This is a genomic window from Acidiphilium sp. 20-67-58 (assembly GCF_002255515.1).
In the GTDB taxonomy this organism is placed as follows: domain Bacteria; phylum Pseudomonadota; class Alphaproteobacteria; order Acetobacterales; family Acetobacteraceae; genus Acidiphilium.
Window position 1 is genome coordinate 36,515 of sequence record NZ_NCAS01000003.1, and the last position, 13,632, is coordinate 50,146.

At 69.3% G+C, this 13,632-nt stretch carries 10 protein-coding genes; 6 read left to right on the plus strand and 4 right to left on the minus strand.

Annotated features, from left to right (window positions below):
* The first annotated feature begins 70 nt into the window (after positions 1 to 70).
* Together B7Z76_RS02180 and B7Z76_RS02185 are read left to right on the plus strand one after the other, a co-directional pair.
* Positions 71 to 1,300, plus strand: coding sequence for an argininosuccinate synthase (locus B7Z76_RS02180; protein ID WP_291341854.1), 1,230 nt, complete (start codon positions 71 to 73; stop codon positions 1,298 to 1,300).
* Positions 1,301 to 1,678: 378 nt separating this feature from the next.
* Positions 1,679 to 2,245: a YMGG-like glycine zipper-containing protein gene (locus tag B7Z76_RS02185; protein ID WP_291341856.1), complete on the plus strand. Its 567-nt coding sequence runs from the start codon at positions 1,679 to 1,681 to the stop codon at positions 2,243 to 2,245.
* Between the two features lie 229 nt (positions 2,246 to 2,474).
* Here the strand turns inward: B7Z76_RS02185 and der are convergent, their stop codons facing one another.
* From der to B7Z76_RS02200, 3 genes are read right to left on the minus strand one after another with little or no spacing between them, the layout of a single operon-like run.
* Positions 2,475 to 3,830: a ribosome biogenesis GTPase Der gene (der, locus tag B7Z76_RS02190; RefSeq protein ID WP_291341857.1), complete on the minus strand. Its 1,356-nt coding sequence runs from the start codon at positions 3,828 to 3,830 to the stop codon at positions 2,475 to 2,477.
* The gene (locus tag B7Z76_RS02195; protein WP_291341859.1) at positions 3,827 to 5,173 is read right to left on the minus strand and encodes a PQQ-binding-like beta-propeller repeat protein; all 1,347 of its coding nucleotides are present in this window, start codon (positions 5,171 to 5,173) and stop codon (positions 3,827 to 3,829) included. Before B7Z76_RS02195 ends, der begins: the two co-directional genes overlap by 4 nt.
* 11 nt (positions 5,174 to 5,184) lie before the next feature.
* Complete coding sequence (locus B7Z76_RS02200) at positions 5,185 to 5,853, minus strand: tetratricopeptide repeat protein (protein ID WP_174504511.1); 669 nt, start codon at positions 5,851 to 5,853, stop codon at positions 5,185 to 5,187.
* 144 nt (positions 5,854 to 5,997) lie between these two features.
* Here B7Z76_RS02200 and B7Z76_RS02205 point away from each other — a divergent pair, with 144 nt between their 5' ends.
* Positions 5,998 to 6,351, plus strand: coding sequence for a hypothetical protein (locus tag B7Z76_RS02205; protein ID WP_291341862.1), 354 nt, complete (start codon positions 5,998 to 6,000; stop codon positions 6,349 to 6,351).
* A 388-nt stretch (positions 6,352 to 6,739) separates the two neighbouring features.
* On the opposite strand, the gene rpsA is transcribed toward B7Z76_RS02205, so the two are convergent.
* A complete protein-coding gene (rpsA, locus tag B7Z76_RS02210; RefSeq protein WP_174504512.1) occupies positions 6,740 to 8,467 on the minus strand; it encodes a 30S ribosomal protein S1 in 1,728 nt (575 codons plus the stop codon).
* 382 nt (positions 8,468 to 8,849) lie between these two features.
* Between rpsA and B7Z76_RS02215 the strand changes: the two genes are divergently transcribed.
* Genes B7Z76_RS02215 through ligA form a run of 3 tightly spaced genes read left to right on the plus strand, consistent with a single transcriptional unit; the run spans position 8,850 to position 13,498 of the window.
* On the plus strand, positions 8,850 to 9,764 hold the full coding sequence (locus B7Z76_RS02215) for an outer membrane protein assembly factor BamD (protein WP_291341864.1): 915 nt from the start codon (positions 8,850 to 8,852) through the stop codon (positions 9,762 to 9,764).
* Between the two features lie 18 nt (positions 9,765 to 9,782).
* Complete coding sequence (recN, locus tag B7Z76_RS02220) at positions 9,783 to 11,462, plus strand: DNA repair protein RecN (protein ID WP_291341866.1); 1,680 nt, start codon at positions 9,783 to 9,785, stop codon at positions 11,460 to 11,462.
* Positions 11,459 to 13,498 (plus strand): NAD-dependent DNA ligase LigA, encoded by a 2,040-nt coding sequence (gene ligA / locus B7Z76_RS02225; RefSeq protein WP_291341868.1) that lies wholly within the window; start codon positions 11,459 to 11,461, stop codon positions 13,496 to 13,498. Before recN ends, ligA begins: the two co-directional genes overlap by 4 nt.
* The last annotated feature ends 134 nt before the right edge of the window (positions 13,499 to 13,632 follow it).

Sequence of the window (13,632 nt, forward strand, 5' to 3'; positions counted from 1 at the left end):
CGCGCCGGCTCTTGCCGCGCCGCGATCCGGCTGATAGGCCGCGCCTGAGGCAGAACCGGGACAGAGAACGATGGCTGAAAACACCGTAAAGAAAGTTGTGCTGGCCTATTCGGGCGGGCTCGATACCAGTGTCATTCTCCGCTGGCTGCAGACCGAGCGCGGGGCGGAGGTCGTCACCTTCACCGCCGATCTCGGCCAGGGCGAGGAGCTGGAGCCGGCGCGGCGCAAGGCCGAGATGTTCGGCGTCAAGGAAATCTTCGTCGAGGATCTGCGCGAGACCTTCGTGAAGGATTTCGTCTTCCCGATGTTCCGCGCCAACGCGCTCTACGAGGGCCAGTACCTGCTCGGCACCTCGATCGCCCGGCCGCTGATCGCGCAGCGCCAGATCGAGATCGCCGAGGCGGTGGGGGCGGATGCGGTGGCCCATGGCGCGACCGGCAAGGGCAACGACCAGGTCCGCTTCGAACTCGCCTATTACGCGCTGAAGCCGGATGTGAAGGTCGTCGCCCCCTGGCGCGAGTGGAACCTGACCAGCCGCACGAAGCTGCTCGAATTCGCCGAGGCGCACCAGATCCCCATCTCCCGCGACAAGCGCGGCGAGGCGCCGTTCTCGGTCGATGCCAACCTGCTGCACTCCTCCTCCGAGGGCAAGATCCTCGAAGACCCCGCCGAGGCGCCGGACGAGATCGTCTACCAGCGGACGATCAGCCCCGAGGCGGCGCCGGATGTGGTCACTGAAATCAGCATCGATTTCGCGCAGGGTGATGCGGTCGCGCTCAACGGCGTTGCACTCTCGCCGGCCACACTGCTGACCAGGCTCAACGAGCTGGGCCGCGACAACGGCATCGGCCGGCTCGACCTCGTCGAGAACCGGTTCGTCGGCATGAAGTCGCGCGGCGTGTATGAAACCCCGGGCGGCACGATCCTGCTCGCGGCGCATCGCGCCATCGAGAGCATCACGCTCGACCGCGAGGCCGCGCACCTGAAGGACAGCCTGATGCCGCGCTATGCCGAGCTGATCTATAACGGCTTCTGGTTCAGCCCCGAGCGGCGGATGCTGCAGGCGCTGATCGACGCCAGCCAGAACTCGGTCACCGGCCGGGTGCGCCTGAAACTCTACAAGGGCAACGTGATCGTCGCCGGCCGCGAAAGCCCCAACTCGCTCTACTCGGCGCGGATGGTCACCTTCGAGGATGACGAGGGCGCCTACAACCAGCAGGACGCGGCGGGCTTCATCAAGCTGAACGCCCTGCGCCTGCGCCTGGGCGGCGCCATCGGCCGGCGCGGCGGCGCGCTGTAGAGCATCATCCGATCAGATGGACTCATCTGATCGGATAAAGATGCTCTGGTTATCAACAAGATAGAGCACGATATCCGATCCAACCGGATCGGAACGTGCTCTAGGAGCTGGGCGCGGCCCGATCCCGACGGATCGGACGTCGCGCCCTATCTTGCTGATACCCTATCTTGCTGATGACCAGAGCATCGGTCCGGCCGGATGTCTCCATCCGGTCGGACAGGCTGCGCCTCCCCTTGCGGCGTGGATGACCTGCTCCACAATCGCCACATTTCCACCATCGCCGGGCCATCTCTTGCCCGCACGGAGTTTTCATGGCTGCGTGCGGTCCGGTCCGGTCGGTCCGGCGAGAGATGCAGTCCATTTGTGGAGGAGCAGAGCATGACCCCGATCCCGTCCCGCCTTTCCCTGCGCCGCTCCGGCGCCGCCGCCGCGACTATCGCCGTCGCACTGGCGCTGGCCGGCTGCACCAACCCCTATGATCCCGGCCAGCGCGCCCTGGGCGGAGCGGCGATCGGCGCCGGCACGGGGGCCGCGATCGGGGCGGCCACCGGCGGCAGCCCCGCGACCGGCGCGCTGATCGGCGGCGCGGTCGGCGCCCTCGGTGGCGCGCTGACAACCCCGCAACCCGCCCCGCCGCCCGGCGCCTATGGCACCTATCGTCGCCCCGACGGGCCGCAAGGCGACCAGTATCGCCAGTACAACCAGTACCGGCAGGGCGGCCAGTATCAGCAGGGCAATCAGTACCCGCAGAATGGCCAATACCGGCAGGACAGCCAGTATCAACAGAACGGCCAATACCGGCAGGATCACCGTGACCGCTATGACAACGGCGCTCCCGACCAGGGCAACCCGTACAACCAGGGGACTCCCTACAATCAGGGCAACCCTTATAATCAGGGAACCCCCTACAATCAGGGTAACGGCTACCAGAACGGCCAATATTAGAGCATCTCCCGATCCTCACGGATCGGATGTCGTGCTCTATCTCGTTGATAACCAGAGCGTCTTTATCCGATCAGATGCTTCCATCTGGTCGGATCACGCAGTAGAGCATTTTCCGATCCTCACGGATCGGATGTCGTGCTCTATCTCGTTGATAACCAGAGCATCTTTATCCGATCAGATGATCCCATCTGATCGGATGATGCTCTGTCCGCGCCGCCGGTCCGCCGGCCTATTCGTCCACGTAGGGGTTCTTGGTGCCGCGCAGCGAAAGCCGGATCGGCGCGCCCTCGAGGCTGAACCGCTCGCGCAGCGAGTTCACCAGGTAGCGCTGGTAGCTGTCCGGCGTCAGCTCCGCCCGCGTGCCGAACACCGCGAAGCTCGGCGGTCGCGCCTTCACCTGGGTGATATAGCGCAGCTTGAGCCGCCGACCTTCGACCAGCGGCGGCGGAAACCGCTCCAGCGCGCTCTCGAACCAGCGGTTGAGGGCGGAGGTGGTCACCCGCGTGTTCCAGATCCGGTCCGCCTCGCGCACCGCCGGCAGCAGTTTCCTGACGCCTTCGCCGGTTTCGCCCGAAAGCGGCACCAGCGTGATCCCCTTCATCTGCGAGAGCGAGTGTTCCAGCCGTTCGAGAATGGCGCGGCGGGTGCGGTCGCGATCTTCCACCAGGTCCCATTTGGTCAGCGCGATCACGCAGGCGCGCCCCTCGCGCTCGATCAGCCGGGCAATGGTGAAATCCTGGTCGTGCAGCCCCTCATGCGCATCGATCGCGAGCACCACCGTATCGGCGAATTTCAGCGCCTCGATCGTCGATGAGGTCGAAAGCCTCTCCAGCCCCGCCTCGACCCGCGCGCGCCGGCGCAGCCCGGCCGTGTCGAACAGCCGGTAGACCCGCCCGTCCGAATCGGTCAGCTCGGCGGCGATCGCATCGCGCGTCAGGCCCGGTTCGGGGCCGGTGATCACCCGCTGTTCGCCCAGCAGCCGGTTCATCAGCGTCGACTTGCCGGCATTCGGCCGCCCGACGATGGCCAGATGCAACGGCCGCTCGCCATCCTCCTCCGCAGCGCCGTCCGCCTCCGGCAGCGCCTCGACGATGCGGTCGACCAGGTCGGAGACGCCCTCGTTATGCTCGGCCGAAACCGGCACCGGCTCGCCGAGGCCGAGCGCATAGGCCTCCAGCGCCGCATTGCTGCCGCTGCGCCCCTCCGCCTTGTTGGCGACGACGATCACCGGCTTGCCCGCCCGGCGCAGCCAGGTGGCGAAATGCCGGTCCTCCGGCAGCAGCCCGGCGCGGGCGTCGAACACGAACAGCACGAGATCGGCCTCGTCCACCGCCGTCCCGGTCGAGGCGCGCATCCGCCCCGGCAACGTGTCCGGCGGCGCTTCCTCCAGCCCTGCGGTGTCGATCAGCTGCACCTTCACCCCGGCAAGCTCACCCCAGGCTTCCTTGCGGTCGCGCGTGACCCCCGGCTCGTCGGCGACGAGCGCGATGCGCTTGCCCGCCAGCCGGTTGAACAGGGTGGATTTGCCGACATTCGGCCGCCCGCAGATCGCGACCCGCGGGGTGCGGGCAGGGGAGGTGGTCATCGATACGCGGTCAGCACCGCGTTGCGGGTCAGCGCGAACAGCGTCCCCGCAGCGGTGATCGCGGCGAGGTCGGCCTCGCCATTGAGGGCCAGACCCTGGTCGGGCGGGGTGAGCAGCCGGCCGGTCACGGCGTCGACCACGATCATCCGCCGGTCCGAGCCGGTCAGCAGCAGCCCCGCGCCGGCCACCAGCGGGCCGTGCCAGGTGAGCGGCTGGCGCCGCCGCGCCGGATTGCCATAGGCCGGCAGGTCGGTCACCCAGCCAACGGCGCCGTCCGCCACCCGGATCGCCGCGAGGCGCTGCCCCTCGGTCAGCAGGAACAGCCAGTCGCCGGCAATGGCGGGGGTTTCGCCGCCGCCGGCGCCGATGCTCCAGATCCGCCGTCCCGAGCGCAGGTCGAAGGCGACGGTGGTGCCGGCGAGCCCGGTGGCGATCGCCAGCCCCCCGGCGATCACCGGGCTCGCGACGATGCTGGAGACATCGAGCGGATTGGTCTGGTCATAGCCCGCGGCAAGGCTCTGCTCCCACACGGCGGAGCCGCCGGTAGCGTTCACCCCGGCCAGCACGCCCGAGCCGAAACCGGCGACCACGATGCCATCCTGATAGGCCGGCGTGCCGGCGCCGAACATCGACCCGGCGGCGCCAGTCCCGGTCGGGAACCGCCAGGCGAAGGCGCCGGTCTTCGCATCGAAGGCCTGGAGCGTGTTGTCGAGCATGGTCACGAAGATCATCCCGCCGCCGAGCCCGGGGGCCGAGCGGAACGGCTGGTCGAGCGTCTTGGTCCAGCGCGGCTTGCCGCTCGCCGGATCGAGGGCGAGGAGCTGGCCGAAGCCCGAGGCGACATACAGCGCCGCGTCATCCGCCGCGATCCCGCCGCCATAGGCGAAGCTGTTGTCGTGTCGCGGGCGCATCGGGCGCCGCCACAGCCGGTGCCCGTCGGCAACCGCGCGGGCCTCGACCACGCCATTGGCATCCATGGTGAACACCCGCCCGGCGGCGACCACGGGGGCTGCGTGCAGCGTGCGGCGATAGGTCGCGCCAGCGCCGACATCGTCGCGCCAGGCCATGCGCAGCCGCGCGGGCAGGGCGCTCACGCCGGCATCATGCGCGGCGGTGGCGCCGGCCTGGCCCCACACCGTCCGCGTCTGCGGCGCCGGCAGCGTCACCGGTGGCGCCGCGGCGCCGGCGCGCAGCGGGTTGTGTGGCGGCAGCACCGGGATCTTGCGGCCCGGCACAGGCGGTTTCGGCGGCGTCGAGAGCAGGCCGCAGCCCGAGAGCATCGCCAGCGAGGACAGCAGCGCGCCGCGCCGCCCGATGGTGGAAAGGGCGCGAAGATCGGTCATGGTCCGGAGGGTCATCCCTTCAGTTTCGCAATCAGGCCCTGGGCGAGATTGCGCAGATTGGGCGCGGAGGCGGGATTGGCGCTGACCTCCGCCAGCAGCGCGCTGGCAGGGGCGGTCTTGCCGGCCTTGATGTCGAGCAGGGCGAGATCGAGCTGGGCCAGCGGCTGCCACGGATTGCCGGGCCGGTTCAGCGTCTGCAGCCCGGCGCGGGCGGCGGCATCGTCCTTCGCCCCCATCTCGTGCTGCGCGCCGAGCAGGATCGCGAGATCGCGGATCGTCGGCAGCGCGCCGCTGCCCGGCGCCGCGATCGCCGACCACTGGCGCTGCGCGGCCTGGCCATCGCCGCCCTGCTCATAGAGCGCTGCGGCGCGCAGCCGGGCGAGATTGGCATAGCCGGCCGGCGCGGTGGCGGCATATCCCGCGAGGCGCTTCGCATCGGCGAGATCGCCCGCCTTGGTCGCTCCGCCAGCCTGCTGGCCGATCTCGGCGATCAGCGCGGTGTAGCCTTCCGCCGCCCGCACATCGAGCTGATGGCGGTGCCACTGCCACGCCTTCCATCCGCCGATCGCGGCCAGCACGACCAGTGCGGCGGCAGCCATCGCGCCGGCATACCGGACGAGGAACTGCCGCGTGCGCTCGGCACGCAGGTCTTCGGCGACTTCATCGAAAATATCGGGCACTCGGGCTCTCGCTCGCTTGGCGCCGGGGAGGGGTATCCCGCGGGCTGGATCGGGTCATCGCGGCGGACCATAGCCGCGCGCGGCACGTTGGGCAACGTAACCAGGTCTTCATTTTTTCATGGCATTCTGCCGCTAATGCGACGAATGCTTGTCATGCTCTGTGCAATTCCGCTCGCCGGGTGCGGCATCGGCGCGGGTGCCACCGTGGCCGCGAATGTCGTCACCCTGACCACGATCCACCGCACCGTGCCGGATGCGGTCGTCTCGCTGGTCACCGGGCGCGACTGCTCGATGGTCCGGCTCGACCGGGACAAGAGCTATTGCGCGCCGAAATACATCCCGCCGCCGCCGCCGCCCTACTGCACCCAGACCCTGGGCGCCCCCGAATGCTGGGCCGATCCCGAAAAACTGCCGGACCACGCGCCGGAAATCGCCGAAGGCCCCTACCGCCTGACCACCCGCGCGCAGATCGAAAGCGCCGAGGGTCGCTGGCCCTAGAGCACTTTCCGATCCGATCGGATCGGATGTAGTGCTCTATCTTTTTGATAAATAGAGCATCTTTATCCGATCAGATGATTCCATCTGATCGGATGATGCTCTAGAGCACTTTCCGATCCGATTGGATCGGATGTAGTGCTCTATCTTTTTGATAAATAGAGCATCATCCGATCGGATAAGGATGCTCTGTTTATCGATACGATAGGGCACGCCTCCCGCCCGGCATCACGGATCATGCCGCGTCCCGAACAACATCCGCAACGACAAACACCGCAACGACAAACGCCGCCCCTGGGGGGGGGCGGCGTTCGCGTTGGTCCTGCGGAGCAAAGGCGCCGCCCGGCATCGCCCGGACCCGGCATGGCGCCGGAGCCGGGCGCGCGCCGGTTCAGTTCTCGCCCTGCGCCTGCTGGTTGCGGCGGCGGATGGCGGCGCCGAGGATGTCGCCGAGCGAGGCGCCCGAGTCGGACGAGCCGTAATCGGCCATCGCCTGCTTCTCCTCGTCGATCTCCTTGCCCTTGACCGTGAGCTGCAGCTTGCGCGCGGCGCGGTCGACGGCGGTGATCTTGGCGTCGATCTTCTCGCCCGGAGCGAACTTCTCCGGCCGCTGATCGGCCTTGTCGCGGGCGAGTTCGGCGCGGCGGATGAAGCCGGTGAGAACGTCGTCCACCTTCACCTCGAGGCCGTTCGCCTGCACGGCGGTGATCACGCAGGTCACGATCATGCCCTTGTGGACACGGTCGAGCACGCCGGCGGCGGGATCTTCCTCAAGCTGCTTCACGCCGAGGCTGATGCGCTCCTTCTCGACATCGACGTCGAGAACCTTCGCCTTGACCATGTCGCCCTTGTTGAACTTCGCCATGGCAAGTTCGCCCGGCTCGTCCCACGACAGGTCGGACATGTGGACCATGCCGTCGATTTCCGGCGCGAGGCCGACGAACAGACCGAACTCGGTCATGTTGCGGATCTCGCCTTCGACGATCGAGCCAACCGGATGCTCGTCGAGGAACTGCTCCCACGGGTTGCGCTGGACCTGCTTGAGACCGAGCGAGATGCGGCGCTTGCCGGCATCCACGTCGAGCACCATGACCTCGACTTCCTGGCTCGTCGCGACGATCTTGCCGGGATGCGCGTTCTTCTTGGTCCACGACATCTCGGAGACGTGCACGAGACCCTCGACGCCCGGCTCCAGCTCCACGAAGGCGCCGTAGTCGGTGATATTGGTGACCCGGCCGGTCGCCTTGATTCCGGGCGGATACTTGACGTCCACGCCTTCCCAGGGATCGGTCTCGAGCTGCTTCATGCCGAGGCTGATGCGCTGCGTGTCCGGGTTGAAGCGGATCACCTGCACCCGCACCGGCTGGCCGATGGTCAGCGCCTCGGCCGGATGGTTGATGCGGCGCCAGGCGATGTCGGTCACGTGCAGCAGGCCATCGACGCCGCCGAGATCGACGAAGGCGCCGTAATCGGTGATGTTCTTCACCACGCCATCGAGGATCTGGCCTTCCTTGAGGCCCTGGATCAGCTCGCTGCGCTGTTCCGCCCGGGTTTCCTCGAGCACGGCGCGGCGCGAGACCACGATGTTGCCGCGCGCGCGGTCCATCTTGAGGATCTGGAACGGCTGCTGCACGCCCATCAGCGGGGTGACGTCGCGCACCGGGCGGATATCGACCTGGCTGCCCGGCAGGAACGCCGTGGCGCCGCCGAGATCGACGGTGAAGCCGCCCTTGACGCGGCCGTGGATCACGCCGTTGACGCGGGCCTGCTGCTCATAGGCGCGCTCCAGTGCCGTCCATGCCTCCTCGCGACGCGCCTTCTCGCGCGACAGCACGATCGAGCCGTCCTTGTCCTCGTAGCGCTCGATATACAGGTCGAACGTGTCACCGGACTTGATCTCCTGGCCACCGAATTCCTTCAGCGGCACGCGGCCCTCGCTCTTCAGACCGACATCGACGACGACGAAATCATCATCGATGCGCGACACCCGGCCAGAGACGACCGAGCCCTCGAAGCCGGTATTGCTGCCGAGCGTGCTGTCGAGCAGCGCGGCGAAATCCTCGGTGCCGGAATTATGATCAGCGCCCTGCGAGCGCATGGCAGTTGCGGTTGAACCCATGAAGCGGTTTGAATCCTTGAAACGAGACCGTCTTGCGGCCGGTTTGGCTGGCGCGCCGCGCGGAGTTTCATCCGGTGCGGTCACGACTGTCCGGATCTGTCCGGACGAGGTTTCGGGTGCCGCCGTGGCGGACCGTTCCGGGGCGGCGCCGGCACTCCGCGAATCCCCCGAGCGGGAAATCCGCAGAACCGCGCGCTGTTCCGGCCGGGATAGTCCAATTCGTCCCGGCATCGGTCTGGCGACAAGCCGTGGACACCATGTCCGCGACTGTCGCGGGAATAGGCTTTTTCGCCCGGATTTGCAAGCTTTCCCGCACGTTTCGCCGCGCGCGGGCGGGCCAGAGGCTTCGCGGCGCCGAATCACATGCTATAAGCCGGCCCCGATGACGCATTCGCAGACTCCGGCTCGGCCGGCCCGCCTCACCCCCTCGCAGCCGCGCACGCGCCGGCGCCGCCCGCGCGCGCTGCCGGCCCTGCTTCTGCTCTCGCCGCTCGCCCTCGGCGGTTGCGGCCTGTTCGGCGGCAGCGCCAAGACCGGCGCCGACGCGGCCGCGCACAAGCACGCCGCCAAGCCGCTGCAACCGGCCGACGCCCTCTATGCCGAGGGCATCGCCCAGCTGCACAAGGGCGAGAACAAGAAGGCCGCCCAGCTCTTCGGCGAGATCGAGGTCAACTACCCGTACTCGACCTGGGCGAGCCACGCCGAGCTGCTCCAGGGCTACGCGCAATACCGCCGGCAGAATTTCGACTCCGCGGTAAGCGCGCTGAACCGCTTCATCGAGCTGCACCCGGCAAGCCCCGAAGCCGCCTACGCCTATTACCTGAAGGCGCTCTGCTTCTACGAGCAGATCGAGGACGTCCAGCGCGACCAGACCTTCACCCTCGAAGCCGCCCAGGCCTTGCAGGACGTGGTCTCCCGCTTCCCCGACAGCGCCTATGCTCGCGACGCCCGGATCAAGCTCCGCCTGGTCGAGAACCGTCTCGCCGGCCACCAGATGGAGATCGGCCGCTTCTACCAGCGGCAGAATCTCTACGCCGCGGCGATCAGCCGCTACCAGGTCGTGGTCCAGCAATACCAGACCACGACCTTCGCCCCCGAGGCGCTGGACCGGCTGGTGGAGTGCTATCTCGATCTCGGGCTGGTCAAGGAAGCGCGGCGGAACGCCGCCGTGCTCGGCCATAATTATCCCGGCTCGCGCTGGTACCTTCACGCCTATGACACGCTGCGCCGGCACGGGCTTGTGACCGACGCGGCGAAGCCGAAGGCCACGGGCGGGTTCCTCTTCGGCCTGCTCTGACCGGGGGCGGGCGGAGCCATGCTCACGGCGCTGTCCATCCGCGACGTCGTCCTGATCGACCGGCTGGATATCGGCTTCGAACCGGGCCTGACCGTCTTCACCGGCGAAACCGGCGCCGGCAAGTCCATCCTGCTCGATTCGCTCGGCCTCGCCCTGGGCGACCGCGCCGATGCCGGGCTGGTGCGCGCCGGTGCGGCCCGCGCGGTGGTCACCGCCTCCTTCGCCATTCCCGCCACCCATCCGGCGCTGGCGCTGCTGGCCGAGCAGGGGATCGAGACCGGCGATGAAATCCTGCTCCGCCGCATCGTCGCGCGCGATGGCAAGTCCCGCGCCCTGGTCAACGACCAGCCGGTGAGCGTGGCCCTGCTGCGCCGGGTCGCGGACCTGCTGATCGAGATCCAGGGCCAGCACGCCCAGTTCGGCCTGACCGACCCCGCAACCCAGCGCGAGATGCTCGACCGCTTCGGCGTCGCGCCCGCGCTGCGCGACGAGGTGGCCGCCGCCTTCTCCACCTGGCGCGCCGCGGAGGCGGCGCGCGAAGAGGCCGAAGCCGCGCTCGATGCCGCCCGGCGCGACGAGGAATTCCTCCGCCACGCGGCCGACGAACTCGCAACACTCGCGCCGCGCGCCGGCGAGGAGGAGGAACTCGCCGCCGCCCGCCAGCGCCTGCAAGGGGCGGAGCGCCGCGCCGAGGCGATCGGCGGCGCGCTTGCCGAGCTTGCCCCGCGCGAGCGCCGCTCTGCCGGACCGGCGGCGACGCTGCGTGCGGCCGCCCGCGCGCTCGCCCGCATCGCCGAGGCCGAGCAGGGCGCGTCCATTGGCCCCGCACTCGCCGCGATCGAGCGCGCCGAGGAAGCCCTGGCCGAGGCCGAGACCCTGCTCTCCCGCGCCGTGTCCGAGGCCGAGGCCGATCCGCGCGGGCTGGAGGCGATCGAGGAGCGGCTGTTCGCCCTGCGCGGCATGGCGCGCAAGCACGCGGTGCCCGTCGTCGAACTGCCCGCCCTGCTCGAACGGTTCCGCGCCCGCCTCGCCACGCTCGATGCCGGCACCGAGGCTCTGTCCCGCGCCGAGGCGGCGAGCCGCACCGCCCGCACCGCCTATGGCGCGGCGGCCGCGACGCTGAGTGCCGCCCGGCAGGCGGCGGCCGAGCGCCTCGCCGCCGCCATCGCCGCCGAGCTTCCCCCGCTCCGGCTCGATCGCGCCCGCTTCCTCGTCGCCCGCACCGACCTCGCGGAGGCGCAGTGGAACGCGAACGGCGCCGATTCGGTGCGCTTCCTCGTCGCCACCAATCCCGGCAGCGCGCCCGGCCTGCTCGACAAGGTTGCCTCCGGCGGCGAGCTGTCGCGCCTGCTGCTGGCGCTGAACGTGGTGCTGGCCGGCGAATCGCCCGTCGCCGCCCTGATCTTCGACGAGGTGGACAGCGGCATCGGCGGCGCCACCGCGGCGGCGGTCGGCGATCGCCTCGCCCGGATCGCGCGCGACACCCAGGTTCTTGTCGTCACCCATTCGCCGCAGGTCGCCGCCCGCGCCGATTCCCACTTCCAGGTCAGCAAGGCGAGCGGGCGCGACCGCGCGATGACGCTCATCAGCCGGCTTGACGCCGCTGCACGGCAGGAGGAAATCGCCCGCATGCTTGCCGGAGAAACGATTACCGATGCCGCGCGCGACGCCGCGCGCAGCCTGCTGGGCCACTCGTGAGCGCCCGCCCGCCTGGCCTGCCCGATGCGGCCGACCCGCAGGCCCGCCTCGCCGAGCTGCTCGCCCGCCTCGCCGCGGCGGACGCCGCCTATTACCGCGACGATGCGCCGATCATGGACGACGCCGCCTATGACGCCCTGCGGCGCGAGGCCGAGTCGCTGCGCGCCGCCCATCCCGAAAGCGCCGCAGCCCTCGACCAGGTCGGCGCCACCCCCTCCGGCGCCTTCGGCAAGCTGCGCCACCGCGTGCCCATGCTCTCGCTCGACAACGTGTTCGAGCCTGCGGATTTCGCCGAGTTCTGCGCCAGCATCCGCCGCTTTCTCGGCCTCGGCGCGGCCCCGCTCGCCTTCGTCGCCGAACCCAAGATCGACGGCCTGTCGATCTCGCTGACCTACGGGAACCGCCGCTTCATGCGCGGCGCCACGCGCGGCGACGGCACCGAGGGCGAGGACGTCACCGAAAACCTCCGCACCCTGCGCGAGCTGCCCGCCACCCTGCCGGACGACGCGCCCGATTTCATCGAGATCCGCGGCGAGGTCTACATGACCAAGACGGATTTCATCGCCCTCAACCAGGGCCAGTCCCGCCAGTTCGCCAACCCGCGCAACGCCGCCGCCGGCAGCCTCCGCCAGCTCGACCCCGCGATCACCGCCGCCCGCCGCCTCTCGCTCTTCGCCTATGCGCGGGGGGCTGCGAGTGCTGCGGTGGGCGAGACCCATTGGGACTATCTCGCCACGCTGCGGCGCTGGGGCTTCCCGGTGAACCCGCTGGCCGAACGGGTGAGCGAGGCGCAGGCCGAGGCGTTCCAGCGCTCGGTGGCCGAGCGCCGCGCCGGGCTCGACTACGATATCGACGGCGTCGTCTATAAAATCGACGATCTCGCGCTGCAGGAGCGCCTCGGCTTCGCCGGCCGCGCACCGCGCTGGGCGGTGGCCTGGAAATTCCCCGCCGAGCGGGCGCTGACCACCCTGCGCGGGATCGACATCCAGGTCGGCCGCACCGGCGCGCTCACCCCCCGCGCCCGGCTCGACCCGGTCAATGTCGGCGGCGTGCTGGTCAGCCACGCGACCCTGCACAACGAGGACGAGATCGCCCGCAAGGATGTGCGGATCGGCGACACGGTGGAGCTTCAGCGCGCCGGCGACGTCATTCCGCAGATCCTCCGCGCCCTGCCCGAGCGCCGGCCGGCCGATTCGGTGCCCTTCGTCTTCCCCGATCACTGCCCGGCCTGCGGCGCGCTGGCGATCCGCCCGGCCGGCGAGGTGGTGCGCCGCTGCACCGGCGGGCTGAGCTGCCCGGCCCAGGTGGTCGAGCGGCTGATCCATTTCTGCGCGCGCCCCGCCTTCGACATCGAGGGGATGGGGGAGCGGACGGTCGAGCAGTTCCACGCCCTCGGCTGGCTCCGGAGCCCTGCGGATATTTTTGCCCTGCGCGACCGCGAGGCCGCGATCGCGGCACTGGAGGGCTGGGGCGAGGTTTCGGCGCGCAAGCTCGTCGCCGCGATCGAGGCGCGCCGGCGTGTGCCGTTCGCGCGCTTCATCTTCGCCCTCGGCATCAGGCGGATCGGCGAGCAGAACGCCAAGCTGCTGGCCCGCCACTATTCCTCCTATGCCGCCTGGCGCCAGCAGATGGAGCAGGCCGGCGTGATCGGCTCGGATGCGCGGCTGGAACTCGGCTCGATTTCCGGCATCGGCCCGTCGATCGCCGAGGAACTCGCCGGCTTCTTCGCCGAGCCGCACAACCGCGACCTGCTCGACCGGCTGGTGCCGATGCTGACCATCGAGGACGAGGTTGCGGCGGAAGGCGGCGCGCTCGCCGGCAAGACGATCGTCTTCACCGGCACGCTGGAAACGCTGACCCGCCCGGAGGCGAAGGCGCGGGCCGAGGCGTTGGGCGCCAAAGTCACCGAATCGGTCTCGAAAAAGACCGATTTCGTCGTGGTGGGGGCGGAAGCCGGCTCGAAGGCGGCAAAGGCCGCGAGCCTCGGCGTGACCATGCTGAGCGAAACTGAATTCCGCGAGATCGCGGGGTTGTAGAGCACTTTCCGATCCTGATGGATCGGATGTAGTGCTCTACTCTCTAATAACTTGAGCACTTTCCGATCCTGATGGATCGGATGTAGTGCTCTATCTTGTTGCCAGGCAGAACACGCCCCGATCCGGATGGATCG